The sequence below is a fragment of the Pseudomonas sp. 203-8 genome, assembly GCF_020708595.1.
Taxonomy (GTDB): Bacteria; Pseudomonadota; Gammaproteobacteria; order Pseudomonadales; family Pseudomonadaceae; genus Pseudomonas; species Pseudomonas aeruginosa.
In genome coordinates, this window is record NZ_JAJFDF010000004.1 from 375684 (window position 1) to 401836 (window position 26153).

A 26153-nucleotide genomic window follows, 5' to 3' on the forward strand; every position below is an offset into this window, starting at 1 on the left:
AATGCTCGGGAAAGCGGATTGCGGCATGGTAGAGCAGCTCGCCGCAGCGCCGCCAGCGATCGTTGCAATAGCGGAAATCCATCGTCGGGCCGGCTTTGCTATGCTGTGGTGCTTTTGCCGGAGCGCCTGGCGATAGCCGGCGAAGCGGCGGGGGAGGTGAGTGGTGAGCGAAGAACGTCTGCTGGTCGAGGAGCGCGACGAATACGGGGTCATCCGGGTCATCGAGTCCGGCGACTATCGCTTCCTCGAGTTCGGCGACGGTGTCGAGCAGAGCTGCGTGTTCATGCCCGATCCAGCCTGGCTGGAATACGACTACACCCGCGCCATGCTGCTCGGCGGGCTCTGCCATTCGCAACCGCGTCGCGCGTTGTTCCTCGGTTTCGGTGCCGGCAGCCTGACCCAGGCCTGCCTGCGCCACCTGCCGCTGGAGGAGGCCGAGGCCATCGAGCTGCGCCCGGCGATTCCGCGCCTGGCCCGCGAGCATCTGGGGCTGCGCGACGACCCGCGCCTGCGATTGCGCATCGGCGACGCACTGGAGAGCCTGGGCGAATGCGCGGAGGCCGACCTGATCTTCCTCGACCTCTATACCGATACCGGCCCGTCGGCCGCGCACCTGGCCTGGAATTTCCTCGGTGCCTGCCAGGAGCGCCTCGCCGAGGATGGCTGGCTGGTGATCAACCAGTGGAGCGGCACCGATGGCAAGCCGCTGGGCGCGCCGCTGCTGCGCGGGCGCTATCACCATCATTACTGGGAGTGTCCGGTGGCCGAGGGCAACGTGGTGATGCTGGTGCCGGCGAACCTGGCCCTCGAACTCGACCAGGAAGCCCTGCGGACGCGTGCCGCGGCGCTGGAGCCGCAACTCGGCTATTCGTTGCAGGGCTATATCGACAGCCTGCGCCCGGCCCAGTAGCCAGGGCGCGCGGACAAGGGCCCGGCTAGCGTCCTTCGAAGCGTCCCGGGCGGCGTTCCTGGAGAGCGCGCAGGCCTTCCTTGGCGTCCTCGCTGTCGAGCAGGCGCCTGGCGGCTTCCGGCAACGCAGCGGCGGCGACCGCTTCGCCTTCCAGCAGGGCCTGGCGCGCCGAGCCGAGGGTGGCGCGCACGCCCAGCGGCGCCTGGGCCGCGACCCGTTCGGCGAGGGCGATGGCGTGGTCGAGGAGGTCCTCCGGGGCGGTGACTTCCTGCACCAGGCCGAGACGATAGGCTTCGTGGGCGTCGAATTCGTCGCCGGTGAGCAGCCAGCGCATGGCGTTGCCCCAGCCGGCGACCTGGTGCATGCGCAGTGTCGCGCCACCGAACGGGAGGATTCCGCGCTGCACTTCGAGCTGGGCGAAGCGCGCGTTGCTGGCGCAGAGGTTGATGTCGGCCGCCAGCATCAGTTCGATGCCGATGGTGTAGCAGTAGCCTTGCACGGCCACCACCAGCGGCTTGCTTGGACGCCGGCCGCCGAAGGTGCCCCAGGGATCGACGGCGCCTTCGGGAAGTTTCCAGCCCTGGCGGAAGGTCTCGCCGACATTGGCCAGGTCCAGCCCGGCGGTGAAATGCTCGCCGTGGGCGAAGAGCAGGGCACAGCGCAACTGGTCGTCGGCCTCGTATTCGCCGAGCGCGGCGACCAGGTCGTCGAGCATCGGCAGGTCGAAGGCGTTGCGCTTGGCCACGCGGTCGAGGCCGAGCAGCAGCAGGTGGCCGCGCCGTTCGCGGCTGATGCGTCCTGGGAGGGTGTCGTTCATGCGGCGGTTTCCTGGCGGGGGGCGGGCAACGTCGGTATAGACGTCTGGAATCGGGATGTCCATTGTCAGTCTCTCCGATGACGCATGTCGGAAAAAACGCACACAAACGTCAAAATTCCGGTATGATGCGCGCCGGTCAAAACTGACCCCGTTCAGGACCTGCATTTTTCGGAGCGCTGTGCTCTGGCTGTGTATCCGCTCTGCGGATTTCCTTTACGTAATCTTCTAATTCAAAAGCAATCTCGCAAATCCCCGCCCCAGCTGCCTGGGTGGCCGTTTCGGCCGTACAGGGCATGAGCAGCCATGGGTCATGGGTCTTTGCGGATGTATACGAGGCAAACCCATGACTCAGGAAACCGTCGGCTTCGCCGCGCTCGGTATTCACCCCAATGTGCTCGCGGCAATCGTCGCCGTAGGCTACGAAGAGCCTTCGCCTATCCAGGCTCAATCGATTCCGCTGATCCTCGAAGGCCACGACATGATCGGCCAGGCGCAGACCGGTACCGGCAAGACCGCCGCGTTCGCCCTGCCGCTGCTGTCGCGCATCGACCCGAGCCGCCGCGAGCCGCAGATGCTGGTGCTGGTGCCGACCCGCGAGCTGGCCCTGCAGGTCGCCACCGCCTGCGAAACCTATTCCAAGCAATTGCCGGGCGTCGGCGTGGTCGCCGTCTACGGCGGCGCGCCCATGGGGCCGCAGCTGAAGGCCCTGCGCCAGGGCGCACAGATCCTCGTCGCTACCCCCGGCCGCCTGTGCGACCACCTGCGCCGCGACGAGAAGCTGCTGGCCACCGTCCAGCGCCTGGTGCTCGACGAAGCCGACGAGATGCTCAAGCTCGGCTTCATGGACGACCTGGAAGTGATCTTCGAGGCGCTTCCCGAATCGCGCCAGACCGTGCTCTTCTCGGCGACCCTGCCGGCGTCCATCCGTGGCATCGCCGAGCGCCACCTGAAGCAGCCCAAGCACGTCAAGATCGCCGCCAAGACCCAGACCGTGGCGCGCATCGAGCAGGTCCACCTGATGGTCCATGCCGACCAGAAGGCCGGTTCGATCCAGCGTCTGCTGGAAGTCGAGCAGTTCGACGCGCTGATCGCCTTCGTCCGCACCAAGCAGGCCACCCTCGACTACGCCGAATTGCTCGAGCGCCAGGGCTACCGCGCCGCCGCGCTCAACGGCGACATGCCGCAGGCCCAGCGCGAGCGGGTCATCGAGTCGCTGAAGGACGGTTCGCTGGACATCGTCATCGCCACCGACGTTGCCGCCCGGGGCCTGGACGTACCGCGCATCACCCACGTGCTGAACATCGACATGCCCTACGACCCCGAGTCCTACGTGCACCGCATCGGCCGTACCGGCCGTGCCGGCCGGGAAGGGCGCGCGCTGTTGCTGGTGACTCCGCGCGAGCGGCGCATGCTGCAGGTGATCGAGCGGGTCACCGGGCAGAAGGTCGGCGAAGTCCGCCTGCCGGATGCCGAGACCGTGCTGGAGGCCCGCCTGGCGCGCCTGGCCGCGAGCCTGACGCCCTTGCTCGACAGCGCCGTCGAGCAGCGCGGCGCGGTGCGCGACGAGCTGTGCCGTCGCCTCGGCTGCGATGCCGAGACCCTGGCCGCCGCATTGCTGGCACGCCTGACCGCCGGCAAGGCGCTGGACCTGGAGTCGGTGCGCCGCGAACAGCCGCTGACCCCATCGGCACCGCGCGAGCGTGCCGACCGTGGCGAACGCGGCGAGCGTCCGGAGCGCAGCGGCGAGCGTCGTCCGATGGCGCCGCCGAGCGAAGGCCGTGCCCGCTGCCGCACTGCCCTCGGCGCGCGCGACGGGGTTGCGGCGAAGAACCTGCTGGGCGCGATCCTCAACGAGGGCGGCCTGTCCCGCGAGGACATCGGTCGCATCCAGATTCGCGATACCTTCAGCCTGATCGAACTGCCCGAGGCCAACCTCGAGCGCCTGCTGACCAAGCTCAAGGACACCCGCGTCGCCGGCAAGGCCCTGCGCCTGCGCCGCTATCGCGAGGACTGAGGTCCAGCGCGATGAACAAAAGCCCCGCTTCGGCGGGGCTTTTTCATGGGCTTGATGTTTGCTGGCCGGGCTGTTTTTCGCGCCTGCCCCGGCTTCTCGTTTCGTCACCCCGGGCGAGCCCCTCGGGCAAGCGTCTAAAGGAAACAAAAGACTCGCCCAGCCGCCAGGGCAGGCACCACGTCGTGCATGCCAGACCTGCACATACCGAAGCCCTGATCTGCCGCCTATCCATGACATCGCGGATAACGCCTATGGCGTTATCCGCGCTACAGGACTATATCGCTCGCGATTTCCTGGCTGCCAGCCGAGTCCACCCAGCTTGCGGCGGGAAGCCAATGCTCTCCGCCAGTCCCACGAGAAGCTCTGTCAATCGAAGCGATAGATATCCATCCCCAACGAGCCCAGGGTAAAGCCGCTGTGCTCGACGCGCATCCCGCCGCCGCCCGCGCCGCGGGCGAAGAACAGCGGCAGCAGGTGCTCGTCGCTGGGGTGGTTGCGCGCCGCCCAGGGCGCCTGCCGGCGGTAGTCGTGAAGCGCGGCCTCGTCGTCGGCCTGGAGCTTTTCCACCATCCAGTCACGGAACTCCCGCGCCCAGGGCGCGATGGCTTCCGGTCCGGCGTGCCAGTCCAGTTCGCCCAGGTTGTGGGTGATGCTGCCGGAACCGATCAGCAGCACGCCTTCCCCGCGCAGTTGGCGCAGGGCCTGGCCGACGCGGCTCTGCAGGGCCGGACCGAGGCGGCTCGGCAGGGACAGCTGGAGCACCGGGATGTCCGCCTGCGGATACATCAGGCTCAGCGGCACCCAGGTGCCGTGGTCGAATGGTCGCTGTGGGTCGGCCTGGGCCGGCAGGCCGGCGGCCTGGAGCAGTTCGATCGTCCGCTGCGCCAGCGCCGGCGCGCCCTTGGCCGGGTAGCGCACGGCGTAGAGGGGCGGCGGAAAGCCGTAGAAGTCGTGCCAGATATCCGGCGCCGCGGCGCCGGTTACTCGCAGGTCGTCGCTTTCCCAGTGCGCGGAAACCACCAGGATCGCCTTCGGCCGCGGCAGCTCTGTAGCCAGGCGGCGCAGTTGTACGCCGCTGGCGCCCGGTTCGAGGGCGAGCATCGGTGAGCCGTGGGAAATATAGAGAGTCGGTAGCATGATTCACCTCATGACTCGGATGAGCCATGTTCCTCCCTCGATCAATCGAAAACCAGTATATGTTTTTGAGGATACCTATCGATCCAGACGTTAGGTCGCGGTCTCGCGCGCTACGCCGGTTGGGCTTTCCGCCCAGTAGCGCCGATCGTCGAGAATCGCCCGGTCACGCTCGAACGCCAGGGGCAGGCGTTCCCTGAGGAAGTCCACCCAGGTGCGGATCTTGGCGTCCAGGTAGCGCCGCGAGGAGTACAGCACGAACACCTCGCGGACATGCAGTCGATGGCCCGGCAGTAGCCGCAACAGGCTGCCTTCCTGCAGCGCGCGGGCGGCGACGAAGCCGGGCAGCAGGCAGACGCCGAGCCCGGCCGCGGCGGCGGCGCAGGCGGCCTCGGGGAGGTTGACCTTGAGCGCCTCATCGAGATCGAGCAGCGTTTCGCCGCGTTCGCCGACGAAGGCCCAGCCCTGCGGGCAGGACGGCGCGGCCACGTTCAGGCAGCGATGCCGCAGCAGGTCCTCCGGCGTGCGCGGCACGCCATGCCGTGCCAGGTATTCCGGCGCGGCACAGACCACGCTGAACACCTGGCCGAGATCGCGGGCGACCAGGGTCGAGTCCGGCAAGGTTCGGCCGAGGGTGATCAGCACGTCCAGGCCTTCCTCGAGCAGGGCCGGGGTGCCCTGGGCCAGCGTGAGGTCGACGGAGACGTCCGGGTGGCCGTCCAGGTAGTCCACCAGTAGCGGCATCAGGTGCTCGAGGCCCAGTTCGGTCACCGCGTGGAGGCGCAGGCGACCACTGGCGTGGGACTGGCTGTCTTCGACGTCCGCCGCGGCGGCGGCGACCGTACGCAGGATCTGCTTGCAATGCTCGTAGTAGCGCAGACCGCTTTCCGTCACCACGACGCTGCGCGTATTGCGTTGCAGCAGGCGCGCCGAGAGCGCCTGTTCGAGCCCGGCGACCTGGCGCGAAACGGTCGCCGGAGAGGTGCCCAGCGCCTGGGCGGCCTGGGTGAAGCTGCCGTGCTCCACCACGCGGACGAAGGTCCGGATACCTTGCAGCAGGTCCATTTCCAACTCCTTCGCCGGTCCGCGCCCGGCGTCATCTCAGCCCGACGCCGGATCGGACGTTGGGCTCCAGCCGCCGCCCAGCGCCTTGTAGAGGTTGACCAGGGTCAGCGACACCGCTTCGTCGCTGGCGACCTGCTGTTCCTGGTTGTCCAGCAGTTGCCGCTGGCTGTCGAGCACGCTGAGGAAGTCCACCGCGCCGGCGCGGTATTGCTCGCGGGCGCTCTGCAGGGCGCGGCGGTTCTGCGCCACGGCTTCGCCGAGGCGCTCCTGGCGGCGCTGGTTGGCGGCGTAGTCGTGCATCGCGTCGTCGACTTCCTGCCAGGCACGCAGCACGGTGCGCTGGTAGTCGATGGCGGCTTCCTGCTGCTGTGCCTCGCGTAGCTCCAGGCGTCCGCGCAGGCGTCCGCCTTCGAAGATCGGCAGGCTGAACGCCGGGCCGATGGCGAACTGGCGATGGTCCCAGTCGCCCAGGCTGGACAGTTGCAGGGATTCGAAACCGAAGTTGCCGTTGAGCGTGATGCGCGGATAGAAGTCCGCCTTGGCCACGCCGATGCTGGCGGTAGCCGCGTGCAGGCGCGCTTCGGCACGGCGGATGTCGGGGCGGCGCTGGGCCAGTTCGGACGGCAGGCCGACCGGCACGCTGCCCGGCGGACGCGGAATCGCCCGCGCCGGGCCGAGTTCGGCGAGCAGGCTGCCGGGGCTGGCGCCGACCAGGTAGCCGAGGGCGTTGACCAGGTGCGCCTGGTTCTTTTCCACCTCGGGCAGGCGTGCCTCCATGCTGGCCACCTGGGCCAGCGCCTGGGCTACCTCGAGGTCGGTAGCGACGCCGTTGGCCAGGCGCGTGCGGGTGAGTTCCAGGCTGCGCCGTGCAGTCTCGAGGTTGTCGCGGATGATCGCCGCACGGTTCTGTTCGCCACGCAACTGGATATAGTCGCGCGCGGCTTCCGCCAGCACCGAGACCTGCACGTCGCGCAGTTCGTTCTCGCTGGCTTCCACCGTCGCGTCGGCGGCTTCCAGCTCGCGTCGCACGCGGCCCCAGAAGTCCAGCTCCCAGGAGGCGTCGAAGCCGGCCAGGGCGTGGTTGTAGTTGCCTTTGCCGGCCTTGCCGGAAGGATCGAACAGGCCGGCGCTGGTGGTCCGCTGGCGCTGGTAGTTGCCGCTGGCGTCCACCGAGGGCAGGGCGTCGCCGCCGAGGCTGCGACGGATCGCGCGGCTCTGCTGCAGGCGCGCCGCGGCGCTGCGCAGGTCGAGGTTGGCACGCTGGATCCGTTGCAGCAGGGCGTTCAATTGCGCGTCGTCGAACAGCGTCCACCATTGGGCTGCGAGCGGCGCGGCGGCGAGGTGGCTGGGGTTGCCGGCAGCGGCCTGGAGCGACCATTCGCCGGGCGCAGGGCGGTCCGGGCGGGTGAAGTCGGGGCCGAGGCTGCAGGCGCCGAGCGCAAGGCTGGCAATAAGCAGGAGCGGAGTGCCTTTCATTGCTGGGCGACCTCGGCGGAGCGGGTGCCGGTCGCGGTGTCGATCCGTGCTTCCACCGACATGCCCACACGCAACTTGCCCGCCATGGCCTGGCGCGGCTCGAGAACGATCTTCACCGGGATCCGCTGGACCACCTTGGTGAAGTTGCCGGTGGCGTTGTCCGGGGCGATCGGCGCGAAGCTCAGGCCGGTGGCCGGTGCGATGCTGTCGACATGGCCGCGCAGAACCTCGCCGGGGAAGGTATCGACGCGGATCTCCACGGCCTGTCCGGGAGAGACGTGGGTCAGTTGGGTTTCCTGGAAATTGCCGACCACGTAGGCCTGCTGCAGTGGCACCACCGCCAGCAGCGCGCTGCCCGGCGTGACATAGGCGCCGACGCGCAGTTGGCGGCGGCCGACCTGGCCGTCGAAGGGCGCGCGGAGTTCGCAGTAGGAGAGGTCCAGGCGGGCCTGGTCGCGTCGCGCCTGCATGCGTTGCAGGTCGCCACGGGCCTGGCCGACGCGGGCTTCGAGGACGCTCACCTGCTTGCGCGTGGCATCCACTGCGGCCTGGCCCTCGGCCAGCCGGGCGCTGGCGGTATCGATCCGCGATTGCGCCTGCTGGGCGTTCTGCAGGCTGCCGGCGCCCTTGCTGGCGAGGGTCTGGTAGCGGCTTTGCTCGTGACGGGCGAAGACCAGCTCGGCCTGCTCGGCGCGGACCTTGGCCCGCGCCTGTTCGATCAGCGCCTGCTGGCGTTGCAGGTTGGCCTCGGCATTGGCCAGGTTGGCCTCGGCACCGAGCACGTCGGCTTCGGCGGCGGCCAGGGCGGTGCGGAAGTCGCGGTCGTCGAGGCGGGCGAGCAACTGGCCGGCCTTGACCGGCTGGTTGTCCTCGACCAGAACGTCCTGGACGAAGCCGGCGACTTTCGGCGCGACCAGGGTGAAATCGGCGTGCACATAGGCGTCGTCGGTGCTCTGCACGACCCGTGGGGCGAGCAGGTGGAACAGCAGGTAGACCAGTAGGGTCAGGACCAGCAGGGCGGCGAGCAGCAGGCTGCCCTTGCGCGAAGTGATGAACGACATACAGCGACCTTTCAGTGTGTGGGAGCGACCGGGCGGGGCGGGTAGGCCCGTTGCGGCAGGATCGGAATCAGGATCAGCAGGGCGCAGGCCAGGCCGGCCATTGCCAGCAGCACGTCGGCGTTGCCCAGCACCTGGGCCTGTTGGCGGGCCTGTTCGGCCAGGTGCTGCCAGTGCGCGCCGGAGTCGGCGCCCGGTTGCAGGCCGGCGATCTGTTGCAGGCGCAGTTCGACGGCCTGGGGCGCATTGCCCAGGTGATCCACCAGGCGGTTGGAGTGGTAGTGCTCGCGGGCGGTGCCGAGGGCGCCGATCACCGCGGTGGCGACTACCCCGGAGAAGCCGCGGACGGTGTTGAACCAGGCCGAGGCGAAGGGTCCCTCGATGGGCGCGATGACGCTGGTGGAGAGCATCAGCAGCGGAATCACCGCCATCGGCTGGCCGACCACCAGTAACAGCATCGGCAGGTAGAAGTCCTCGCGCACCCAGTCCGCCGTCAGTTGGCTGAAGCTCAGGCAGGCACCGGCGCACAGGCACAGGCCGCAGGCCAGCACCCAGCGGCAGTCGACCCGCGGGATGTTGCAGAGGGCCGCCACCAGCGGCAGCGCGACGAGCTGCGGAAGGGCCACCAGCAACACCATGGGTACGCTCTGCAGGGGGCGGTAGCCGCGGATCTCGGCGAGGAATTCGGTCGGCACGCCCATGCTCGCGCCGAGCACCACCAGCACGCCGGCCAGGGTGATCAGGGCGAAGGTCAGGTTACGGCGCTTCAGCAACTGCAGGCGGAAGAACGGCAGCGGGTGGCTCCATTCGTTGACCAGGAACAGCCCCAGCAGGAGGCTGCCGCTGCCCAGCAGCAGGCAGATCAGCGGCGACTCGAACCAGTCCAGGCGTTCGCCTTGCAGCAGACCGATCACCAGGGCGCAGATCGCCGGGAAGCCGGTGAGCAGGCCGATGCCGTCGAACTGGCGGAAGCGTTCCAGGCGCACCGGGTCCTGGGGGATGCCATGGGACACCGCGGCCATCGCCACCAGGCACAGTGGAATGACCTGCCAGAACACCCACTGCCAGCCGACGTATTCGAACCAGAACGCCGCCAGTGGCAGGCCCAGGTTGGGCCCGAAGGTCGCGGTGAGGGCATAGGCGCCCAGGCCATAGAGCTTTATCCCGGGTGGCAGGAAGCGTAGCGCCACGGTCATCAGCATCGGCGGCAGGCAGCCGGCCATCAGCCCTTGCAGGGTGCGCAGGACCAGCAGGCTCTCGAGGTTCGGCGCGAACGGACAGAGCAGGGCCAGCAGGGCGAAGCCGCCGATGGCGAAGAGCGTGAAGCGGCGCAGGGAAAAGGTCACCGAACACCAGGGCGCGAATGCCATGGCGGCGACCTGGGTGGCTTCGTAGAGCACGGTCAGCCAGGTGCCTTCGTCATGGCCAATGGCGAGTGCGCCGCGCACATCGGTCATGGCGATCTCGGTGACATGACCATTGAGACCGGCGGTGAGCGAGGCGAGCAGCACGCCGAGCAGGCCTACCACGATGCGCGTGCCGAAAGGCTGGGCGGCGGGGGCTGCGGTTGGCGTCGGCTGGCCGAGCGGGGTGGCGAGCGAAGTCATCGCGACCTCGCTACGGCGAGGGTGGGGAAACAAGGCATGGGCGGAAACTCTTCTGATTTCCGCCGCAGTCTAGGAGCGTCCCGGTAGTGTGAAAATTGAAATGATCGAAATGAATCAGTGCATTTTGTGCATCTGTTTCAGTTGGAGCCAAGCAGCGGATGGGGATCGCTCTGCACTTCCTCGCAAATCCGCTTGATCGTTTGCCGGAACCAGCGGTGCGCGGGATCGTTGTCGAAGCGTGGATGCCAGGCCTGGACCACCATCACGGTCTTCAACGGCACCGGGATGTCGAACTGGCGCAGGCCCAGGCCCAGTCGGTTGGCCCGCCACAGGGAATGCTCGGCGATCGGCAGCAGCAGGTCGGAGCCGGGCAGGGCGAAGATCGCCGAGTGGAAGGTCGGGCTGATCAGCTTGACGTCGCGCTTCAGGCCGAGTTCTCCCAGGGCCTGGTCCAGCGGTCCATGGTTGAGGCCACGACGCGAGACGGCGATATGCGGAAAAGCGACGAAGCGCTGCGGAGTGATCTCGCCGTCGAAGATCGGGTGCCCCTGGCGGGCCAGGCCGACGAAGCGGGTGGTGAGCAACTGCTGGGTCTTGACCTCGGGTTCCATCCAGGACGAGGCGCCGATGTAGAGGTCGATGCGGTTCTGCCGCAGTGCCTCGTCGTCGATGTCCGACTCCTGCACGAAGCGCAGGGTGCAGCGCGGCGCCTCCTCGGCGAAGATCTCCAGCAGGCGTATCGACAGACCGCCGACCAGGGTGTTGTTGGAACGCAGGGTGAAGCAGCGCTCCAGCTTGTCCAGTTGGATGGTCTCGCGAGTGTTGAACAGGTCGCGGGCCTGGTCCACCAGTTGCCGGACCTGCTCCTGCAGTTCCAGGGCACGGGGCGTGGGCACCAGCTTGCGGCCGGCGCGGACCATGATCGGGTCGCCTACCGCCTCGCGGATCCGTGACAGGGTACGGCTCATCGCCGGTGGGCTGAGGTGCATGCGGCGCGCGGCTCCGACCACGCTGCCCTCTTCGAGAAGAACGTTGAGGGCGACCAAGAGATTCAGATCGGGAAGATGCATGGAGTGGAAGTATAAGCACGCTGGCATGCGCAGGGTGCAGTCTTTCGTTCTCCCAGGCGTGCGTTCGCTGCATTGCTGGATTGCGTTCGCGGTGCCTTTACGCGCACCGGTGGCTGCCGAAGAATGCCGGTGCACGCTCTATCCGAGGATTTGCCGATGTTCCATACGCTCCTGGTCGCCATCGACGGCGGCCCGCAGACCCGTCGCATTGCCGAGCTGGCGCGGCAGGCCGCCGCGCCGGGCGCGCGGGTCCACCTGCTGTGCGCGGTGGACGCCGGCTATGCGTTGCCGGGCCGGCCGACGCTGCTCGACTATCCGCCCGCCGCGCACGAGTGCGAAGAGGCCCGGCAGGTGCTCGACGAGGCTTGTGCGCTGCTAGCCGGGTGCGAGCTGGAGGTACGGGCCGAGCTGCGCGCCGGCGACCCGGTGCAGGTGATCCTGGGCGAGGCGCGGCGCCTGGGCTGCGAGCTGATCGTCATCGGCCATCGGCACCTGGGACGGCTGGAGCGCCTGCTCGATCCTTCGGTCGGCGACCGGGTGATCCGCGAGGCGCCGTGTCCGGTGCTGGTGGAAGTGCGCGAGGGAGATGCGCAGGGGAGTTGACCTGCCGGCCGATTGTCGCCACCTTGCGGTTTTTCCCACGAATGCGGAGGACAGGATGCAGGCGGATTTTTGGCACGCCCGCTGGGCGAACAACCAGATCGGCTTCCACCTGGACGAGATCAATCCCTACCTGATGCGCCACCTGTCGCGGCTGCGACTGCAAGCGGGCGAACGGATCCTGGTGCCGTTGTGCGGCAAGACCCTGGACCTGGCCTGGCTGGCCGCCCAGGGACTGGAGGTGCTGGGGGTGGAGCTTTCGGAAAAGGCCGTGAGCGACTTCTTCGAGGAGCACGACCTGCGCCCCGAGATCGATCAACTGGGTGGTTTCCGCCGCTACCGGGTCGCCGGCATCACCCTGCTGCAGGGTGATTTCTTCGCCTTGCAGGCAGAGCACCTGGCGCAGTGCAGGGCGTTCTACGACCGCGCCGCGCTGATCGCCCTGCCGCCGGAGATGCGCGAGCGCTATGCCGGGCATCTCCAGGCGGTCCTGCCGACGCGCAGCCTCGGCTTGCTGGTCACCATCGACTACCCGCAGGCGGAGATGGCCGGTCCGCCGTTCGCCGTGCCCGACGAGGAGGTGCGTGGCTACTACGCTGGCGGTTGGCGGATCGAGGAACTGGAGCGCGGCGACGTGCTCGGCGTCAACTGGAAATTCCTCGAGCGCGGGGTGTCCTGGCTGGACGAGGCCGTCTACCTGCTGGAGAGAGGCTGAAACGGGGCGCCGCGCGGCGCCCCGTCCATTTTCAGCGGAGTTCGTCGACCAGCACCGCAAGGGTGCTCAGGACGTCCTGGCCGAGCCGCTTGGAGCGGGCGCCGGACCAGCCGGTCCCGGGCTCCGGGTTGTCGTCGTGGTCCTTGAACGGCATCTCGATGGTGAACGCCAGGCAGTCGTAGGTCTGCCCGACGAAGTTGCAGGCCAGCGCCAGGTTGGCCTGGCCCGGCGCACTGCGTGGGTAGCCATGGCGGATCTGGAATTCGCCGCGCGCCATCAGTTCCTCGCGGAAGCGTTGCTCGAGCCGTTCCAGGCGGGGCGTATAGCCCGGGTTGCCCTCGCAGCCGGCGGCGAATACGTGGGGGATTTCCTCGTCGCCGTGGATGTCGAGGAACAGGTCGACGCCATGGCGCTTCATCTCCTGCTGGACGAACCAGACTTCCGGGCTGCGCTCGGCGCTCGGCTCCAGCCAGGCCCGGTTGAGATCCTGGCCGGCGGCGTTGGTGCGCAGGTTGCCGTGGAACGCGCCGTCCGGGTTCATGTTCGGCACCAGGTACAGGTCGGCCTTTTCCAGCAGGCGCTGCATTTCCGTATCATCCGGCCGCTGCAGGCGCTCGATCAGGCCTTCCATGAACCATTCGGCCATGTGTTCGCCGGGATGCTGCTGGGCGATGACCCACAGCTTCAGGTGGCTGCCGGGATGGCGCCTGACCCGCAGCAATTCGATGTCGCGGCCTTGCACACTGGTGCCGACGGCGAGCCGTTCGACGCCCTCGATGCCGAGCGCACGTTCGACCAGGCGGGCATGCCGTTCGCGGCTGTAGGGCTCGAAGTAGGCGAAGCGGACTTCGCTTTCCTCCGGTTCCAGCTGGAAATGCAGGCCGTCGGCGTCGTATTGCGACGGTACGCGGAACCAGCGTTCGCCATCGTACGAGGCGACTGCCTGGTAGCCGCTCCAGGCATGGCTGTAGGCCGACTGGCCGGCGTTGACCAGGGTGAAGCGGTGCTCGGTGGCGGCAGCCATGCCCTCGACCTTGAAGTGGAACCACTGGAAATGCTGGCTGGCCAGGTCGGGACGGATCGCCAGGCGGATCCGGCGGGGATCGCTGGCATCGATGACCTGGATGTTGCCGCTGTCGAAATCGGCGCGGATCTGCATGGGAACCTCATCGGGCGAAATCACGGACCCGCATGTTCCGGGGCTGGCTCGCGGCTGTCAAAGCGACCATGGATAGGTGGCTTTCCCGGGCATAAAAAAAGGGCGACCGATGGTCGCCCTGTCCCAAGTGTGAAAGCGGATCAGCGTGCGCTGGCGCGCAGCGCTTCGATACGATCTTCCAGCGGCGGGTGGCTCATCAGCAGGCCGGCCAGGCCGTGCTTGAGGCCGCCATTGATGCCGAAGGCGTTCAGGGTGTCGGGCATCTGCACCGGCACGCCCTGTTCCGAACGCAGGCGTTGCAGCGCGGCGATCATCGCGCCGGTGCCGGCCAGGTGGGCGCCGGCGGCGTCGGCGCGGAACTCGCGGCGGCGCGAGAACCACATGACGATGATGCTGGCGAGGATGCCGAGCACCAGTTCGGCGAAGATGGTCGCGACGAAGTAGCCGATGCCCGGGCCGTCCTCGTTCTTCAGGATGGCCTTGTCGACGAAGTTGCCGAAGATCCGCGCGAAGAACATCACGAAGGTGTTCACCACGCCCTGGATCAATGCCAGGGTGACCATGTCGCCGTTGGCGACGTGACCGATCTCGTGGGCGAGGACGGCTTTCACCTCATCGGGCGAGAAACGTTCGAGCAGGCCCTGGCTGACCGCGACCAGCGCGTCGTTCTTGTTCCAGCCGGTGGCGAAGGCGTTGGCCTCGTAGGCGGGGAAGATGCCGACCTCCGGCATCTTGATGCCGGCTTCGCGGGACAGCTCTTCGACGGTTTGCAGCAGCCACTGTTCGTGACGGGTGCGCGGCTGGCTGATGACTTCGGTACCGGTGCTCATCTTCGCCATCCACTTGGAGATGAACAGCGAGACCAGCGAACCGGCGAAACCGAACACGGCGCAGAAGACCAGCAGGCTGCCGTAATTCTGGCCGGTGAAGCGGTCCACCCCGAGCAGTTTCAGGGTGATGCTGGCAATCACCAGGACTGCCAGGTTGGTGGCCAGGAACAACAGGATGCGCATCATGGTGTAAAGCTTCTCCTCACGGCTGAAGGCACGGAGCGCGGTTCGCAGGCCGCCGGGGCGGGCGAACGGGCTCCTGATAATCATGCGGGGTTATATAAGGGGCGGTCCATGGCGATTCAATCGAGGGACTATTTCAAACTGTGTCGCCTTGCGCGCCCAGATTGCCCTCGAACAGCAGGCGGGTCAGCCCGGCCAGGCGTTCGCCGTCGCCCTGCGCCAGCGCCTGGCGCAACTGGTTGGCCAGGCTGGCCTGTTCGCGGCGCACGCTGGCCGGCGCCTCGGCCAGCGCCGCCGAGGCCCGGGGGACGATACGGGTAAGTCTTAGGAAGGCCTTTTCGCTGAGCACCGCCTGGTCGAGAGCCTCGTAATGAATGGTGTTGGCGAAGCGCAGGTAGCCTTCCTCGGCGAGCCAGAGCAACGCGCCCAGACAACTTTGGTGACGTTTGCTCGGCAGGCCGAACTCGTCCGGCGCCTCGCGGCCGATCAGGTCTTCGACGTAGAGCGCGGTCTTGCGCGGAAACGCCTGGTAGAGAAGCAGGAGGCCGCCAGCGGCGTCCTTGTGGAAGTCGTCGATCTGCAGGTCCATGGATGGGTCGCCGGGCAGGGCGGCGCCAGCGGCGCCGCGGGAGCGGGGGGGTTACTGCTGGTAGCCCTTGAGGAAGCTGCCGATGCGCAGGATCGCCTGCTCCAGGTCGTCGACGCGGGGCAGGGTGACCACCCGGAAGTGGTCGGGCCACGGCCAGTTGAAGGCGGTGCCCTGGACGATCAGCAGTTTTTCCGAGAGCAGCAGGTCGAGGACGAACTTTTCGTCGTTGTGGATCGGGCAGACCTTCGGATCGATCCGCGGGAAGGCGTACAGCGCGCCCATCGGCTTCACGCAGCTGACGCCGGGGATGTCGTTGAGCAGTTCCCAGGCGCGGTTGCGCTGCTCCAGCAGGCGCCCCGGCGGCAGGACCAGATCGTTGATGCTCTGGTAGCCGCCCAGGGCGGTCTGGATCGCGTGCTGCGCCGGGACGTTGGCGCACAGGCGCATGTTGGCGAGGATGTCGAGACCTTCGATATAGCTCTGCGCCCGCTGCTTGGGCCCGGAGATCGCCACCCAGCCGGAGCGGAAGCCGGCCACCCGGTAGGATTTGGACAGGCCGTTGAAGGTCAGGCAGAGCACGTCCGGCGCCAGCGAGGCGGTGGAGACGTGGACGGCGCCGTCGTAGAGGATCTTGTCGTAGATCTCGTCGGAGAACAGCACCAGGTTGTGCTGGCGGGCCAGTTCGACCATGCCTTCCAGCACTTCCCTGGAATACACCGCGCCGGTGGGGTTGTTCGGGTTGATGATCACCATCGCCCTGGTGTTCGGCGTGATCTTCGCCTTGATGTCTTCCAGGTCCGGCCACCAGTTGGCCTGCTCGTCGCACAGGTAGTGCACCGGCTTGCCGCCGGCGAGGCTGACGGCGGCGGTCCACAGCGGGTAGTCGGGAGCGGGGATCAGCACCTCGTCGCCGTTGTTCAGCAGCGCCTGCATGGACATCACGATCAGTTCCGACACGCCGTTGCCGAGGTAGATGTCCTCGATGCCGACGCCTTCCACCTGCTTCTGCTGGTAATACTGCATCACTGCCTTGCGCGCGCTGAACAGGCCCTTGGAGTCGCTGTAGCCCTGGGCGGTCGGCAGGTTGCGGATGACGTCCTGGAGAATTTCCTCGGGAGCTTCGAAACCGAACGGCGCCGGGTTGCCGATATTCAGCTTGAGGATGCGGTGACCCTCTTCCTCTAGGCGTTTGGCGTGCTTGAGCACCGGCCCGCGAATGTCATAGCAGACGTTGGCGAGCTTGTTCGATTTGCTGACCTGCATGATGTGTCGAGTCCCGAAGTGAGCGAACACCGTGGAACAGGCTGCGAAAAGCCCGCTGGATCGCGGCTTGGCAGGCTGTAACGCGGATGACAGACTGGCGTCTATAAGGAGCACGCATGATACGTGCGGCCCGTCCCCCGGAAAAGGGAGCGCCGGGCATTTTTCAGATCGCGAGGTAGAGCCGATGAGCAAGATCGACAAACCCCTGGACTCCTGGCGCGAGGAGTTGACCGAAGAGCAGTTCCACATCTGTCGCCTGGGCGGTACCGAACGCGCCTTCAGTGGCGAATACCACGCCACCAAGACCCCCGGGATCTATCATTGCACCTGCTGCGGCACGGCGTTGTTCGACTCCGACGCCAAGTACGACTCCGGCAGCGGTTGGCCGAGCTATTTCCAGCCGGTGGACGCCGAGGCGGTCCGCGAACTGGACGACTTCAGCCACGGCATGCATCGCATCGAAGTCCGCTGCGGTCGCTGCGATGCCCACCTGGGGCACGTCTTCCCGGATGGCCCCCGGCCCACCGGGTTGCGTTACTGCATCAACTCGGCCTCGCTGAAGCTGGTGCCGCGGGAGAGCTAGAGAGCGACGACCCGTCTTTGGTTCGGGTCGTTTTTCATTCAATCAATTTGTGTGCAATTGAATTGCGAGCTACTTTGTTTCGAGACCCACCCTCAACAAGGAAGACAAGCCATGAGCGATTCGCTGCTGAGCATTCCCTGCACCACCATCAAGGGCGAACAGAAGACCCTGGCCGATTTCGGCGGCAAGGCGCTGCTGGTGGTGAACACCGCCAGCAAGTGCGGCTTCACCCCGCAGTACCAGGGGCTGGAGGCCTTGTGGGAAAAATACCGTGAGCGCGGACTGGTGGTGCTCGGGTTCCCCTGCAACCAGTTCGGCAAGCAGGAACCGGGTGACGAGGGCGAGATTTCGCAGTTCTGCGAACTGAACTACGGGGTGAGCTTCCCGCTGTTCAGGAAGATCGAGGTCAACGGCGCCGGCGCCCACCCGTTGTTCGTCAGCCTGAAGAAGCGCGCGCCGGGCCTGCTCGGCAGCCAGGGCATCAAGTGGAACTTCACCAAGTTCCTGATCGGCCGCGATGGCCAGGTGGTGAAGCGCTATGCGCCGACCACCAAGCCGGAGGAGCTGAGCTCGGCGATCGAGGCGCTGCTTGAATGAGCACCCGGGGAAAAGTCGCCAGGCCGGATGGCGTCGAAGAATCGCTGCTGCTCGACAACCAGCTGTGTTTCAAGCTGTACGCCGCCTCGCGCGCGGTGATCCGCGGCTATCGGCCGCTGCTCGAACAGATCGGCCTGACCTACCCGCAGTACCTGGTCATGCTGGTGCTCTGGGAGTGGCATGCGAGCCCGCCGGAGCAGCCGACGGTGAAGGCCCTGGGCGACCGCCTGCTGCTCGACTCCGGAACCCTGACGCCCTTGCTCAAGCGTCTCGAACAGCTCGGCCTGGTGGATCGCCGTCGCGCCAGTCACGATGAGCGGGAAGTGCACCTGACGCTGACGGTGCCGGGGATCACCTTGCGCGAACGGGTCATTCCGCTGCGCCAGCAGCTGATCTGCAGCACCGGTTTCGACCTCAACGAGATGTTCGACCTGCACCAGCGCCTGGGCGGATTGCTGTCGCGCTTCCGTCTGGTGGTAGGAGGCTAGCCGTCGTCGCGAGGCCGGCTAGTCGCTCGCGGTGAGCGGGCACCAACGGTCGAGGATGGCTTTCAGTTCATCGCGGTGGAAAGGCTTGGCCAGGTAGTCGTCCATGCCGGCGGCACGACAACGTTCGCGCTCGTCCGGCAGGGCGTTGGCGGTCAGTGCGATGATCGGCAGGCCGCCCCAGCGTCCGCTGTCGCGGATCTGCCGGGTCGCTTCGTAGCCGTCCATCACCGGCATGTTGCAGTCCATCAGGACCAGGTCGATGGGATGCTCCTCCAGCATCTTCAGGGCATTCAGCCCGTGTTCGGCGATCCATACCTGGCAGCCGAGCTTGTGCAGCAGGCCCTTGGCGACCAACTGGTTGACCGGGTTGTCCTCCACCAGCAGGACCCGGGTGTTGCGCTGTTCTCCCGTGGTGTCCGAGGCGCTCGACGGGGCTATGGCAGTGTGTTCGAGCACGTGTTTCAGGGCCTGGTACAACTGGTTGCGACTCAGCGGCCTGGCCAGTTGGCGCAGCGGCGACAGGCGGCGGGCCAGCTCCGGTTCGAGGAAACTGCCGTAGGCGGTGACCAGCAGGATCGGTGTACCGATGCTCGGACGCAGTCCCATCAGACAGTCCGGGCAATCCGATATCAGTACGTCGAGCGAGTGGCCGAGCAGGCTGTCGTCGGTCTCCAGACGCTTGTACTCCAGGCCCCAGCGCGGCAGCCAGGTTTGCAGCAGCTGCGCCAGCCCGCTGTTGGCCGAGCATTGCGCGATCACCCGGCCGCGCAGCGGCAGCGCCTGCAGCGGAGGGCTGACCGGCGCCAGCGGCAGGCCGACGCTGAACAGGCTGCCCAGGCCGACCGTGGACTCCACCGTCAGCTCGCCCTGCATGGCCTCGCACAGCTTGCGCGTGAGGGCCAGGCCGAGGCCAGTGCCGCCGTATTGGCGGGTGATACCCGCGTCGGCCTGGGTGAACGGTTGGAAGATGCGATCCAGCGCCTCCTGGGCGATACCGATGCCAGTGTCGCGCACACTGATGCGCACACCCTCGGCGGTGGCTTCCACGCGAACGTCGACCCGCCCCAGGCGGGTGAACTTCAGCGCGTTGGACAGCAGGTTGCTGACGACCTGGCGAATCCGCGTCGGGTCGCCGGAAACCTGGGCGGGCAGGGCGGGGTCGACCAGGCAGGTCAACTCCACGCCGGCCGCGGCGTTCTGCGAGAGGAGGCTGGCGGTGTCTTCCACCAGGACGCCCAGGTCGAACGGGATCTGTTCCAGGACCAGTTGCCCGGCCTCGAACTTGGAGAGGTCGAGCACGTCGTTGAGCAATTCCACCAGCACCTTGCCGGAGTCGTGGGCGATCGACAGTTGCTGGCGCTGTTCCGGGGTGAGCGGGCCGTCGAGGCTCAGCGAGAGCATGCCGAGCAGGCCGTTCAGCGGCGTGCGGATCTCGTGGCTCATGTTGGCCAGGAAGCTGGCGCGGGCCTGGGCCATATCGAGAGCGGTCTGGCGGGCTTCTTCGAGTTCCTGGTTGGATAGCGTCAGGCGCGCGTTGGCGGCCTTCAGCTCGGCGGTACGGGCGGCGACGATGCTTTCCAGCTCCTCCAGGTACTGGGTCAGGCGGTTCTCCGCCTCCCGGCGCTGTTCGATCTCTACCGAGATGCGCCCGAGCTGGCGGTTGATGACTTCCACCAGCACGCCGATCTCGTCGCGTTCGTGGCCCTTGGGGCAGGGCAGGCGCATGCGTGCCGGCGAGCGTGGATCGTGTCCGCTGAGGGCCTGGATCAGGCTGACCAGGGGCTTGGTCAGCAGGGTATAGAAGAGCACCAGCAGGATCAGCGACAGCAGCAGGCTGCGCACGAAGCCGGAGAGCAGGGTGATGCCGGCGCGACGGAGGAAGTCGTTGCCGAACACGAAGGTGTCGATTTCCAGGTGCAGTACGCCGAGGGCCTCGCCCGGCGCATGGTCGACATGCAACGGGTCCTCGTAGACCCGCTTGTGGCCGAAGAGGAAGTCGCTGAGCGGCCGCAGGCGGCTTTCGGCGGATTCGCGCGAGGCGCTGGCCAGCGGCAGGCCGGAGGTGTCGATGATTTCCGCGCGGACCACGGCGGGCGAACGGAGCAGGCCGAGGACCAGCTCCTGGGCCAGCTCCGCATCGATGTTGTAGGCGATTCGCGCGGCGGGGTTGTGGCTGACGTCCAGCAGCGCGCGCACTTCGCGATTGATGGATGCGTCCTGGCTGGCATAATCGACGCCAACCTGAATCAGGCTGAGCAGGGTTCCCAGGATAAAGGCCACCAGCACGGTGAGGCTGGCCTGTTTGAACGACAGGCGATGGGTCAGCGCTATATCCATGGGGGCGGGGATCAGCCTTGGCGAGGTTCTGCCGCCTAGCATAGCCCATCCCGACCGTCTGTCGGGGTTCCTGGGCGCAACCGATGATCGATCCGTGACGTCAGTCCGATCCGAGGAGAACAGAGTGGATTCCCGATTGAGCGATTTTCTTGCCCGCGCCGAAAGCGTGCTCGCGCGCCTGGAGCCGCTGCTGCCGGCCGTACGCGAAGCCGTCGACTGGGAGCGCAGCCTGGCGGCGCGCTGGCACCGCGACGGCCGTAGCGGCTACCTGCAGCCGCTGGAGGTCAGCCTCGACCTGCGCCTGGCCGACCTGCTGGGCGTAGAGCGGCAGCGCGAGCAACTGGAACGCAACACCCGCCAGTTCGTCGCCGGCCAGCCGGCCAACCACGCCTTGCTCTGGGGGGCCCGCGGGACCGGCAAGTCCTCCCTGGTTCGTGCGCTGCTGGCCGAGCTGGCCGGCGCCGGGCTGCGCCTGATCGAGATCGAGCGCGACCACCTGGCCGACCTGCCGCGCGTGGTGGAGCAACTGCAAGGCCTGCCACAGCGCTTCGTGCTGTTCTGCGACGACCTCTCGTTCGATGCCGGGGAAGGCGACTACCGGGTACTCAAGAGCGTGCTCGACGGCTCGCTGGAACAGGCGCCGGAGAATGTGCTGCTCTACGCCACCTCCAACCGCCGGCACCTGGTTTCGGAGAAGCAGAGCGACAACGAGAACTGGAAGATGGTGGACGGCGAGCTGCATCCCAACGAAGCGGTGGAGGACAAGATCGCCTTGTCCGACCGTTTCGGCCTGTGGCTGTCGTTCTATCCCTTCACCCAGGAGCATTTCCTCAGCGTGGTTCGCCACTGGGTGGACGTGCTCGCGGAGAAGGCCGGGCTGGCCTGGAGCTGGAGCGAGGAACTGGAGAAGGAAGCGATCCGCTGGGCGCTTGGCCGCGGCAACCGCAACGGCCGTTGCGCCTATCAGTTCTCCCGCTACTGGGTGGGCAAGCAACTGCTGGAGCGCCAGGCATGATCGATCTGCAGCAATCTGGCGCCGGGCTGGCCGGCTACGCCCTGCTGGCGGCGCAGGCCGAGGCGCTGTTCGCCGACGAGCGCGATTTCATTGCCAACGCCGCGCAGTTCTCCGCCTTTCTCTTCCATGAGCTGGGCGACCTGAACTGGGCCGGCTTCTATCTGAACCGCAACGAGGAGCTGGTCCTGGGACCGTTCCAGGGCAAGGTCGCCTGCGTCCGCATCCCCTTCTCCAAGGGCGTCTGCGGCGCCGCGGCGCGTACCCGGCTGACCCAGCGGGTCGACGACGTCCACGCGTTTCCCGGCCACATCGCCTGCGACAGCGCTTCCAGCAGCGAACTGGTGGTGCCCCTGCTCAAGGACGGCCGCCTGGTCGCTGTGCTCGATCTGGACAGCCCGAGCGTGGGACGCTTCAGCGCCGAGGACCAGGCCGGGATCGAAGGCCTGGTGGAGATATTCCTGCGCCTGACGGACTGCTGAGCGACGCGTTCAGGCTTTCGCTGCGAGCTTGTCGAGGGTCCGTCGTTCCCCCGGCAGCAGCGCTTGCATCGCCGGGCGTTCGAGCATCCGCGCGAAATGCGCGGCGAGGGCCGGCCAGCGTTGCTCGTCCAGGTTTTCGCCGGCGTGACGCAGGTTGACCAACTGGCTGGCGATCGCCAGGTCGGCGAGGGTCAGTCGCTCGCCGACGAAGAAGGCCCGGCCGTCGAGATGGTTTTCCAGGTAATCGAAGTGCGCTGGCAGCTTTTCCTCCAGCGCGCGACGCACGTCGTTCTCCTCGCAGGCCTGGCCCATCGCCGGCTTGAGTATCCGGTTGCGGAAGATCGTCAGCGTGGCCAGGGGAGCGATCTCGTAGTCGGCGTATTTTTCCAGCCAGCGCACCGCTGCGCGGCTGGCGGGGGCGTCGCCCTGGAGATTCGGCGGTTCGGGATAGCGTTCTTCCAGGTACTGGCAGATCACGCTGGAGTCGGCGAGGGCCAGGTCGCCGTCGCGCAACGCCGGGATGCGGCCCAGCGGACTGATCTCGCGATACCAGGCCGGCTGGCCGAACGGGGCGATCGCTTCCAACTGGTAGTCGAGGCCCTTTTCGGCCAGGAGCAGGCGGACCTTGCGGACGAACGGAGACAGCGGGGCTCCGTAGAGTGTCAGGCTCATAACGATTTCCTCGGTCGATATGAGCCTGGGTTATAGCACGGCTGCCGTAGGCAGGCCGGAATCAGTCGTAGACGTTCTTCTTCTTCCACAGGTCGTCTGCATCGAGGGCCTTCAATCCCTCGTTGAGTTCGCTGGGCTCCTCGCTCGCCGGCTGGCTGTTGTTCAGCACCATCGCGTTGGCGCGGGCCAGCTGCGCTTCCATCTGCTGCAGCTCCGCCTGGTAGCGCGCCAGCTCGGGCTGCTTGCGCAGGTACTGGGCGCCGCGTTCGAAGGCCAGGCGCGCCTGGCGCGGTTCGTTCTGCTGCAGGGCCTGCTGGCCGAGATTGCCGAAGAACTCGATATGCAGGCGCACCAGGAGGTGGCGAATCTCCTTGACCCAGATCTGCGCCTCGCTGCGCGGCAGGTGGCCGTCCTGGGTGAAACGGGTGAGCTGGGCATGCAGGGCTTCGAAGAGGAAGCGGACTTCCTTGGCCTTGTCCTCGGTCAGGATCGCCTGGGGCGGATTGCGCACCGGGATCGACTCGCCCTTGGCGACCAGCGCGCGCAACTCTTCTATACGAGCCTTGAGCCCGGCATCGGCTTTCTTCTCCAGCGCCAGTTGCTGCTCGCTGAGGCTGAGCTCGATCTGGCTCATCAACAGCTTCAGCGACGGGCTGACGAACTGGCCGGGAAGGCTCTCGGAAATCTGCGCGCAGCGCCGGACCCGGTCGTTGAGTTCGGCCTTCAGGCGCGCTTTCTCCAGCTTGCTGTTTTCCACCACGTGGTTGATATAGCCAATGGCGATGAGGAGGGCGATCCCGCCGATGATGAGGGCGGTAATGAGGAGTGGCGACACCTTGGGACTCCGCTGTAAGAATTTTCTCAGTCTAATGTCTTGGTGCTACCACTGATAGCAGCAGCTCATTATTTGCACAGAAGTCTTTGATTTAAAAAAATTTTCTCAGAAGGGTTGACGCCTCCCCGGACGCTCCATAAAATGCGCGCCACTTCCAGCGTGAAGCCAAACGCGAAACACTGGAAGCCGGAAAGATCTGTTGTAAGTTCCGGGCCGCGTCCCCTTCGTCTAGTGGCCTAGGACACCGCCCTTTCACGGCGGTAACAGGGGTTCGAGTCCCCTAGGGGACGCCATTGCGGGAATAGCTCAGTTGGTAGAGCACGACCTTGCCAAGGTCGGGGTCGCGAGTTCGAGTCTCGTTTCCCGCTCCAAATTCTACAACCTGGCTTCGGCGGGGTTGGTGAAAGTTAGGCGTCAAAGGTTCGGTTTCGGCCGAACGGGCAACAAGTTGTAACGCGGGAATAGCTCAGTTGGTAGAGCACGACCTTGCCAAGGTCGGGGTCGCGAGTTCGAGTCTCGTTTCCCGCTCCAAACATGATCCAGGTTTCGGCCTGGGTCGAAGAGAAAAGGGCCTTCGGGCCCTTTTTTCGTTTCTGCGATCCGCACCGCCCTGGTGCTTTTCCCGATTCCCCCCATGTTCCCCTCGGCAGGCCGCTGTCCCGCCGCATCTGCTCGCTCGATCGTCGAGACGAAAAAGGCCACTCGTGGAGTGGCCTTCTCTGGTGGAGCGACGGCGGCGATCAGGGCAGCGCTTTGAGCACCGTCAGCAGGCTGGTGAGGTTGTCGGCCACGCCCAGCTGGCCGATCTTCTCGGTGGCGCCGCCGGCGGCGCTGGTATCCAGACTGTAGATCTGCATCACGCCCATGTTGGAAGCGGCCAGGGCCAGGGCGTTCTGCTGTTGCTGGGCAGCTACCGAATTCTCGAACAGGATGCCGGTGGAGTGGGCCATGGTCTGGAAGATCGAGCCCAGCGCCATGGCCGGGGCTTCACCGATCACCTTGACGTTGGACTGGGTGACGGCATCGGTGATCTGGTTGTTTACTGCGGTTGGGAAGCTCATGGTGATTCTCCTGAATCATTGCGAAGGATGTACGGCGATTGCTTGGACCCGGCGGGTCAGGCTCAGGTGAAGGATTTCAGTACGGTCAGCAGGCTGGTGAGGTTGTCGGCCACGCCCAACTGGCCGACTTTCTCGGTGGCTCCGGCATCGGCGGCGGTGTCGAGGCTGTAGATCTGCATCACGCCCATGTTGGAGGCGGCCAGGGCCAGGGCGTTCTGCTGTTGCTGGGCGCTCACCGCGTTCTCGAAGAGAATCCCGGTGGAGTGGGCCATGGTCTGGTAGATGGTGCCCAGCGCCATGGCTGGCGCCTCACCGACGACCTTGACGTTGGACTGGGTGACGGCATCGGTGATCTGGTCGTTGACTGCGGTCGGAAAACTCATGATGTGACTCCCTGTGAGTGAACGGCACGGCTCATGTCGTGCTGTCTTGATGAACGCTCCAGCCAGGGAGTTGTGAATCCGTCGGCGCCAGGCCTGGCGGGCGGCGAAAATGCAAGCGCCCCGCGAGGCGGGGCGCTTGTCGGTGCGGTCTCATGCGGCGGGCGGGTCGGGCTTGTCCGGCGGCGGTGCGGACGTGTTGTGGTTGCTCTGGTTGAAGATGGCGATAGCGTTCTCCAGTTGCTGCTTGAGCGAGCCGAAGTTCTGCTCGAAGCACAGGCGTACCTCGCTCTTCACTAGGTTGGCCAGGCGGTCGGCAATCTGCGACATCACCAACTGGTTGGCGCTTGCCTGGCCGCTCTGCAGGTGGCCGGGACGCAGTTCGGCCAGGCTGCCGGCGGCATTGACCGCCTCAAGAATCGCCTGCTCGCCGCTGTCCTGGGCGCGGAGGGCCTGGGTCGAGGCCTGCTGGACGTTCTGCAGGATCTGGCGGATGGAGCCTTCGGAACGCTGCCGGCCGTTCTCGATCACCTGTTCGGCCTGCTGTCGCGCGTGCACGGCCGGATCGCTGCTGGCGTCGTTGCCGAGGCCGAGCTGGAACTGTCTCAACTGCTCGTGTTCTTCGCTGGTGAGGGGGCGTTTCAGCCAGAGTTGCGCCAGCTGGACCAGATTCCTCCCCAATTCTTCCGAGATCGACATGCGCGGACTCCTCTGCGATAGACGCGCGGTGCGCGGGGTGTCGTGGCGAGGCTTCAGTACTGCTGCGTGCCGTCCGCCGAGGGGGCCTGCGCGCTGCCGCCGGTATCGCCGGGGTAGGCGGCGGCAGCGGCCTGCAGGGTGCTGTAGGCGGTGCTCAACTGCACCGCCAACTGTCCAAGGCTGGCCGGGTCGTCCACGCTGTCTCCCTGGGACAGGGCCTGGAGCCAGCCTTGCAGGCATTCGGTGAGGAGTGCCTTGACCTGGGTGACGAGGGTTTCGAGTTCTTCTTTCATGACGCTTCTCCTGGGGTGGGTGCTCATCCGAGCAGTTTCAGCACGGCCAAGAGCTTGGCCGCATCGCTGTCCGATATTTCCAGCAGGCGCTTTCCGCTCGCCGGCCTGCTGGGGGGCGGTTGGTCCCGTGTCTCCTCGCTGGCGTCCGGCGAACGCTGCGCCGGGCGGTCCGCGGCGGCGAGCGCGCGGCGTCTGATGTAGCGTGCGTAGGCGCTCATCGGTCG

At 66.6% G+C, this 26153-nt stretch carries 28 protein-coding genes and 3 tRNA genes; 12 read left to right on the forward strand and 19 right to left on the reverse strand.

Annotated features, from left to right (window positions below; translation table 11 throughout):
- The first annotated feature begins 160 nt into the window (after positions 1 to 160).
- Entirely contained in the window at positions 161 to 910 is a 750-nt protein-coding gene (locus LJF27_RS11670) for a spermidine synthase (protein ID WP_003119872.1), read from the forward strand.
- A 25-nt stretch (positions 911 to 935) separates the two neighbouring features.
- Here the strand turns inward: LJF27_RS11670 and LJF27_RS11675 are convergent, their stop codons facing one another.
- Positions 936 to 1727: a crotonase/enoyl-CoA hydratase family protein gene (locus tag LJF27_RS11675; RefSeq protein WP_003104155.1), complete on the reverse strand. Its 792-nt coding sequence runs from the start codon at positions 1725 to 1727 to the stop codon at positions 936 to 938.
- A gap of 310 nt (positions 1728 to 2037) precedes the next feature.
- Between LJF27_RS11675 and LJF27_RS11680 the strand changes: the two genes are divergently transcribed.
- Positions 2038 to 3741: a DEAD/DEAH box helicase gene (locus LJF27_RS11680; protein ID WP_003119873.1), complete on the forward strand. Its 1704-nt coding sequence runs from the start codon at positions 2038 to 2040 to the stop codon at positions 3739 to 3741.
- Positions 3742 to 4107: 366 nt separating this feature from the next.
- On the opposite strand, the gene LJF27_RS11685 is transcribed toward LJF27_RS11680, so the two are convergent.
- The 6 genes from LJF27_RS11685 to LJF27_RS11710 form a co-directional block, all read right to left on the reverse strand.
- The gene (locus LJF27_RS11685) at positions 4108 to 4878 is read right to left on the reverse strand and encodes a DODA-type extradiol aromatic ring-opening family dioxygenase (RefSeq protein WP_003109673.1); all 771 of its coding nucleotides are present in this window, start codon (positions 4876 to 4878) and stop codon (positions 4108 to 4110) included.
- Positions 4879 to 4968: 90 nt separating this feature from the next.
- The gene (locus LJF27_RS11690; RefSeq protein ID WP_003106096.1) at positions 4969 to 5940 is read right to left on the reverse strand and encodes a LysR family transcriptional regulator; all 972 of its coding nucleotides are present in this window, start codon (positions 5938 to 5940) and stop codon (positions 4969 to 4971) included.
- A 36-nt stretch (positions 5941 to 5976) separates the two neighbouring features.
- On the reverse strand, positions 5977 to 7416 hold the full coding sequence (locus LJF27_RS11695; RefSeq protein WP_003452375.1) for an efflux transporter outer membrane subunit: 1440 nt from the start codon (positions 7414 to 7416) through the stop codon (positions 5977 to 5979).
- Complete coding sequence (locus tag LJF27_RS11700; RefSeq protein WP_003114760.1) at positions 7413 to 8477, reverse strand: HlyD family secretion protein; 1065 nt, start codon at positions 8475 to 8477, stop codon at positions 7413 to 7415. Before LJF27_RS11700 ends, LJF27_RS11695 begins: the two co-directional genes overlap by 4 nt.
- Positions 8478 to 8488: 11 nt before the next feature.
- Positions 8489 to 10081: an MFS transporter gene (locus LJF27_RS11705; protein WP_003114761.1), complete on the reverse strand. Its 1593-nt coding sequence runs from the start codon at positions 10079 to 10081 to the stop codon at positions 8489 to 8491.
- 137 nt (positions 10082 to 10218) lie between these two features.
- A complete protein-coding gene (locus LJF27_RS11710; protein ID WP_003143729.1) occupies positions 10219 to 11178 on the reverse strand; it encodes a LysR family transcriptional regulator in 960 nt (319 codons plus the stop codon).
- A 129-nt stretch (positions 11179 to 11307) separates the two neighbouring features.
- Here LJF27_RS11710 and LJF27_RS11715 point away from each other — a divergent pair, with 129 nt between their 5' ends.
- Positions 11308 to 11754 carry a universal stress protein gene (locus LJF27_RS11715; RefSeq protein ID WP_003106084.1) on the forward strand — a complete coding sequence of 149 codons (447 nt, stop codon included), beginning with the start codon at positions 11308 to 11310 and terminating at the stop codon, positions 11752 to 11754.
- Between the two features lie 55 nt (positions 11755 to 11809).
- Positions 11810 to 12466: a thiopurine S-methyltransferase gene (locus tag LJF27_RS11720; protein WP_003452374.1), complete on the forward strand. Its 657-nt coding sequence runs from the start codon at positions 11810 to 11812 to the stop codon at positions 12464 to 12466.
- Between the two features lie 31 nt (positions 12467 to 12497).
- Here the strand turns inward: LJF27_RS11720 and LJF27_RS11725 are convergent, their stop codons facing one another.
- The 4 genes from LJF27_RS11725 to LJF27_RS11740 all read right to left on the reverse strand — a co-directional run bounded on the left by LJF27_RS11725 (position 12498) and on the right by LJF27_RS11740 (position 16490).
- A complete protein-coding gene (locus LJF27_RS11725; RefSeq protein ID WP_003116563.1) occupies positions 12498 to 13625 on the reverse strand; it encodes a M14 family metallopeptidase in 1128 nt (375 codons plus the stop codon).
- Between the two features lie 140 nt (positions 13626 to 13765).
- Positions 13766 to 14641, reverse strand: a complete 876-nt coding sequence (gene htpX / locus LJF27_RS11730) for a protease HtpX (protein WP_003090915.1) — start codon at positions 14639 to 14641, stop codon at positions 13766 to 13768.
- 133 nt (positions 14642 to 14774) lie between these two features.
- A complete protein-coding gene (locus LJF27_RS11735) occupies positions 14775 to 15227 on the reverse strand; it encodes a hypothetical protein (RefSeq protein WP_003116564.1) in 453 nt (150 codons plus the stop codon).
- A gap of 51 nt (positions 15228 to 15278) precedes the next feature.
- Positions 15279 to 16490 (reverse strand): pyridoxal phosphate-dependent aminotransferase, encoded by a 1212-nt coding sequence (locus tag LJF27_RS11740; RefSeq protein WP_003090913.1) that lies wholly within the window; start codon positions 16488 to 16490, stop codon positions 15279 to 15281.
- 184 nt (positions 16491 to 16674) lie between these two features.
- On the opposite strand from LJF27_RS11740, the gene msrB reads away from it, so the two are divergent.
- The 3 genes from msrB (at position 16675) to ospR (ending at position 18158) form a co-directional block, all read left to right on the forward strand.
- Entirely contained in the window at positions 16675 to 17073 is a 399-nt protein-coding gene (gene msrB / locus LJF27_RS11745; protein WP_003090911.1) for a peptide-methionine (R)-S-oxide reductase MsrB, read from the forward strand.
- A 111-nt stretch (positions 17074 to 17184) separates the two neighbouring features.
- Positions 17185 to 17670, forward strand: a complete 486-nt coding sequence (locus LJF27_RS11750) for a glutathione peroxidase (protein ID WP_003090910.1) — start codon at positions 17185 to 17187, stop codon at positions 17668 to 17670.
- Entirely contained in the window at positions 17667 to 18158 is a 492-nt protein-coding gene (gene ospR, locus LJF27_RS11755; protein WP_003114767.1) for a hydroperoxide stress response transcriptional regulator OspR, read from the forward strand. The genes LJF27_RS11750 and ospR overlap by 4 nt, the downstream gene beginning before the upstream one ends.
- An 18-nt stretch (positions 18159 to 18176) precedes the next feature.
- On the opposite strand, the gene sagS is transcribed toward ospR, so the two are convergent.
- Positions 18177 to 20537: a two-component system sensor histidine kinase/response regulator SagS gene (gene sagS / locus LJF27_RS11760; RefSeq protein WP_003158678.1), complete on the reverse strand. Its 2361-nt coding sequence runs from the start codon at positions 20535 to 20537 to the stop codon at positions 18177 to 18179.
- 82 nt (positions 20538 to 20619) lie between these two features.
- Here sagS and LJF27_RS11765 point away from each other — a divergent pair, with 82 nt between their 5' ends.
- Entirely contained in the window at positions 20620 to 21510 is an 891-nt protein-coding gene (locus LJF27_RS11765) for an ATP-binding protein (RefSeq protein ID WP_003143737.1), read from the forward strand.
- The gene (locus LJF27_RS11770) at positions 21507 to 21989 is read left to right on the forward strand and encodes a GAF domain-containing protein (RefSeq protein ID WP_003090905.1); all 483 of its coding nucleotides are present in this window, start codon (positions 21507 to 21509) and stop codon (positions 21987 to 21989) included. Before LJF27_RS11765 ends, LJF27_RS11770 begins: the two co-directional genes overlap by 4 nt.
- Positions 21990 to 21998: 9 nt before the next feature.
- Here LJF27_RS11770 and LJF27_RS11775 read toward each other — a convergent pair whose 3' ends face one another.
- Positions 21999 to 22661, reverse strand: a complete 663-nt coding sequence (locus tag LJF27_RS11775) for a glutathione S-transferase family protein (RefSeq protein ID WP_003114770.1) — start codon at positions 22659 to 22661, stop codon at positions 21999 to 22001.
- A 61-nt stretch (positions 22662 to 22722) separates the two neighbouring features.
- Entirely contained in the window at positions 22723 to 23496 is a 774-nt protein-coding gene (locus tag LJF27_RS11780) for a hypothetical protein (RefSeq protein ID WP_003090903.1), read from the reverse strand.
- Positions 23497 to 23713: 217 nt separating this feature from the next.
- Between LJF27_RS11780 and LJF27_RS11785 the strand changes: the two genes are divergently transcribed.
- The 3 genes from LJF27_RS11785 to LJF27_RS11795 all read left to right on the forward strand — a co-directional run bounded on the left by LJF27_RS11785 (position 23714) and on the right by LJF27_RS11795 (position 24027).
- A tRNA-Glu gene (locus LJF27_RS11785) sits at positions 23714 to 23789 on the forward strand.
- Between the two features lie 2 nt (positions 23790 to 23791).
- A tRNA-Gly gene (locus LJF27_RS11790) sits at positions 23792 to 23867 on the forward strand.
- 84 nt (positions 23868 to 23951) lie between these two features.
- A tRNA-Gly gene (locus tag LJF27_RS11795) sits at positions 23952 to 24027 on the forward strand.
- Between the two features lie 209 nt (positions 24028 to 24236).
- On the opposite strand, the gene LJF27_RS11800 is transcribed toward LJF27_RS11795, so the two are convergent.
- The 5 genes from LJF27_RS11800 to LJF27_RS11820 all read right to left on the reverse strand — a co-directional run bounded on the left by LJF27_RS11800 (position 24237) and on the right by LJF27_RS11820 (position 26147).
- Positions 24237 to 24557: a RebB family R body protein gene (locus tag LJF27_RS11800; RefSeq protein WP_003108983.1), complete on the reverse strand. Its 321-nt coding sequence runs from the start codon at positions 24555 to 24557 to the stop codon at positions 24237 to 24239.
- A 62-nt stretch (positions 24558 to 24619) separates the two neighbouring features.
- On the reverse strand, positions 24620 to 24940 hold the full coding sequence (locus LJF27_RS11805; RefSeq protein ID WP_003108980.1) for a RebB family R body protein: 321 nt from the start codon (positions 24938 to 24940) through the stop codon (positions 24620 to 24622).
- Between the two features lie 150 nt (positions 24941 to 25090).
- The gene (locus LJF27_RS11810; RefSeq protein ID WP_003452364.1) at positions 25091 to 25636 is read right to left on the reverse strand and encodes a hypothetical protein; all 546 of its coding nucleotides are present in this window, start codon (positions 25634 to 25636) and stop codon (positions 25091 to 25093) included.
- A gap of 53 nt (positions 25637 to 25689) precedes the next feature.
- Positions 25690 to 25929, reverse strand: coding sequence for a hypothetical protein (locus tag LJF27_RS11815; RefSeq protein ID WP_003116567.1), 240 nt, complete (start codon positions 25927 to 25929; stop codon positions 25690 to 25692).
- A 23-nt stretch (positions 25930 to 25952) separates the two neighbouring features.
- Positions 25953 to 26147 carry a hypothetical protein gene (locus tag LJF27_RS11820; protein WP_003116569.1) on the reverse strand — a complete coding sequence of 65 codons (195 nt, stop codon included), beginning with the start codon at positions 26145 to 26147 and terminating at the stop codon, positions 25953 to 25955.
- Positions 26148 to 26153: the final 6 nt, after the last annotated feature.

Bases quoted from the DNA above. Each gene is read 5' to 3' on its own strand.
- LJF27_RS11700 (WP_003114760.1), bottom strand. From the start codon at position 8,477: ATGTCGTTCATCACTTCGCGCAAGGGCAGCCTGCTGCTCGCCGCCCTG.
- LJF27_RS11675 (WP_003104155.1), bottom strand. From the start codon at position 1,727: ATGAACGACACCCTCCCAGGACGCATCAGCCGCGAACGGCGCGGCCAC.
- ospR (WP_003114767.1), top strand. From the start codon at position 17,667: ATGAGCACCCGGGGAAAAGTCGCCAGGCCGGATGGCGTCGAAGAATCG.
- LJF27_RS11815 (WP_003116567.1), bottom strand. From the start codon at position 25,929: ATGAAAGAAGAACTCGAAACCCTCGTCACCCAGGTCAAGGCACTCCTC.
- LJF27_RS11685 (WP_003109673.1), bottom strand. From the start codon at position 4,878: ATGCTACCGACTCTCTATATTTCCCACGGCTCACCGATGCTCGCCCTC.
- LJF27_RS11740 (WP_003090913.1), bottom strand. From the start codon at position 16,490: ATGCAGGTCAGCAAATCGAACAAGCTCGCCAACGTCTGCTATGACATT.
- LJF27_RS11725 (WP_003116563.1), bottom strand. From the start codon at position 13,625: ATGCAGATCCGCGCCGATTTCGACAGCGGCAACATCCAGGTCATCGAT.
- LJF27_RS11800 (WP_003108983.1), bottom strand. From the start codon at position 24,557: ATGAGCTTCCCAACCGCAGTAAACAACCAGATCACCGATGCCGTCACC.
- LJF27_RS11810 (WP_003452364.1), bottom strand. From the start codon at position 25,636: ATGTCGATCTCGGAAGAATTGGGGAGGAATCTGGTCCAGCTGGCGCAA.
- LJF27_RS11715 (WP_003106084.1), top strand. From the start codon at position 11,308: ATGTTCCATACGCTCCTGGTCGCCATCGACGGCGGCCCGCAGACCCGT.
- LJF27_RS11705 (WP_003114761.1), bottom strand. From the start codon at position 10,081: ATGACTTCGCTCGCCACCCCGCTCGGCCAGCCGACGCCAACCGCAGCC.
- LJF27_RS11750 (WP_003090910.1), top strand. From the start codon at position 17,185: ATGAGCGATTCGCTGCTGAGCATTCCCTGCACCACCATCAAGGGCGAA.
- LJF27_RS11735 (WP_003116564.1), bottom strand. From the start codon at position 15,227: ATGGACCTGCAGATCGACGACTTCCACAAGGACGCCGCTGGCGGCCTC.
- LJF27_RS11805 (WP_003108980.1), bottom strand. From the start codon at position 24,940: ATGAGTTTTCCGACCGCAGTCAACGACCAGATCACCGATGCCGTCACC.
- LJF27_RS11695 (WP_003452375.1), bottom strand. From the start codon at position 7,416: ATGAAAGGCACTCCGCTCCTGCTTATTGCCAGCCTTGCGCTCGGCGCC.
- LJF27_RS11680 (WP_003119873.1), top strand. From the start codon at position 2,038: ATGGGTCTTTGCGGATGTATACGAGGCAAACCCATGACTCAGGAAACC.
- LJF27_RS11770 (WP_003090905.1), top strand. From the start codon at position 21,507: ATGATCGATCTGCAGCAATCTGGCGCCGGGCTGGCCGGCTACGCCCTG.
- LJF27_RS11710 (WP_003143729.1), bottom strand. From the start codon at position 11,178: ATGCCAGCGTGCTTATACTTCCACTCCATGCATCTTCCCGATCTGAAT.
- LJF27_RS11820 (WP_003116569.1), bottom strand. From the start codon at position 26,147: ATGAGCGCCTACGCACGCTACATCAGACGCCGCGCGCTCGCCGCCGCG.
- LJF27_RS11690 (WP_003106096.1), bottom strand. From the start codon at position 5,940: ATGGACCTGCTGCAAGGTATCCGGACCTTCGTCCGCGTGGTGGAGCAC.
- msrB (WP_003090911.1), top strand. From the start codon at position 16,675: ATGAGCAAGATCGACAAACCCCTGGACTCCTGGCGCGAGGAGTTGACC.
- LJF27_RS11775 (WP_003114770.1), bottom strand. From the start codon at position 22,661: ATGAGCCTGACACTCTACGGAGCCCCGCTGTCTCCGTTCGTCCGCAAG.
- htpX (WP_003090915.1), bottom strand. From the start codon at position 14,641: ATGATGCGCATCCTGTTGTTCCTGGCCACCAACCTGGCAGTCCTGGTG.
- LJF27_RS11720 (WP_003452374.1), top strand. From the start codon at position 11,810: ATGCAGGCGGATTTTTGGCACGCCCGCTGGGCGAACAACCAGATCGGC.
- sagS (WP_003158678.1), bottom strand. From the start codon at position 20,537: ATGCTAGGCGGCAGAACCTCGCCAAGGCTGATCCCCGCCCCCATGGAT.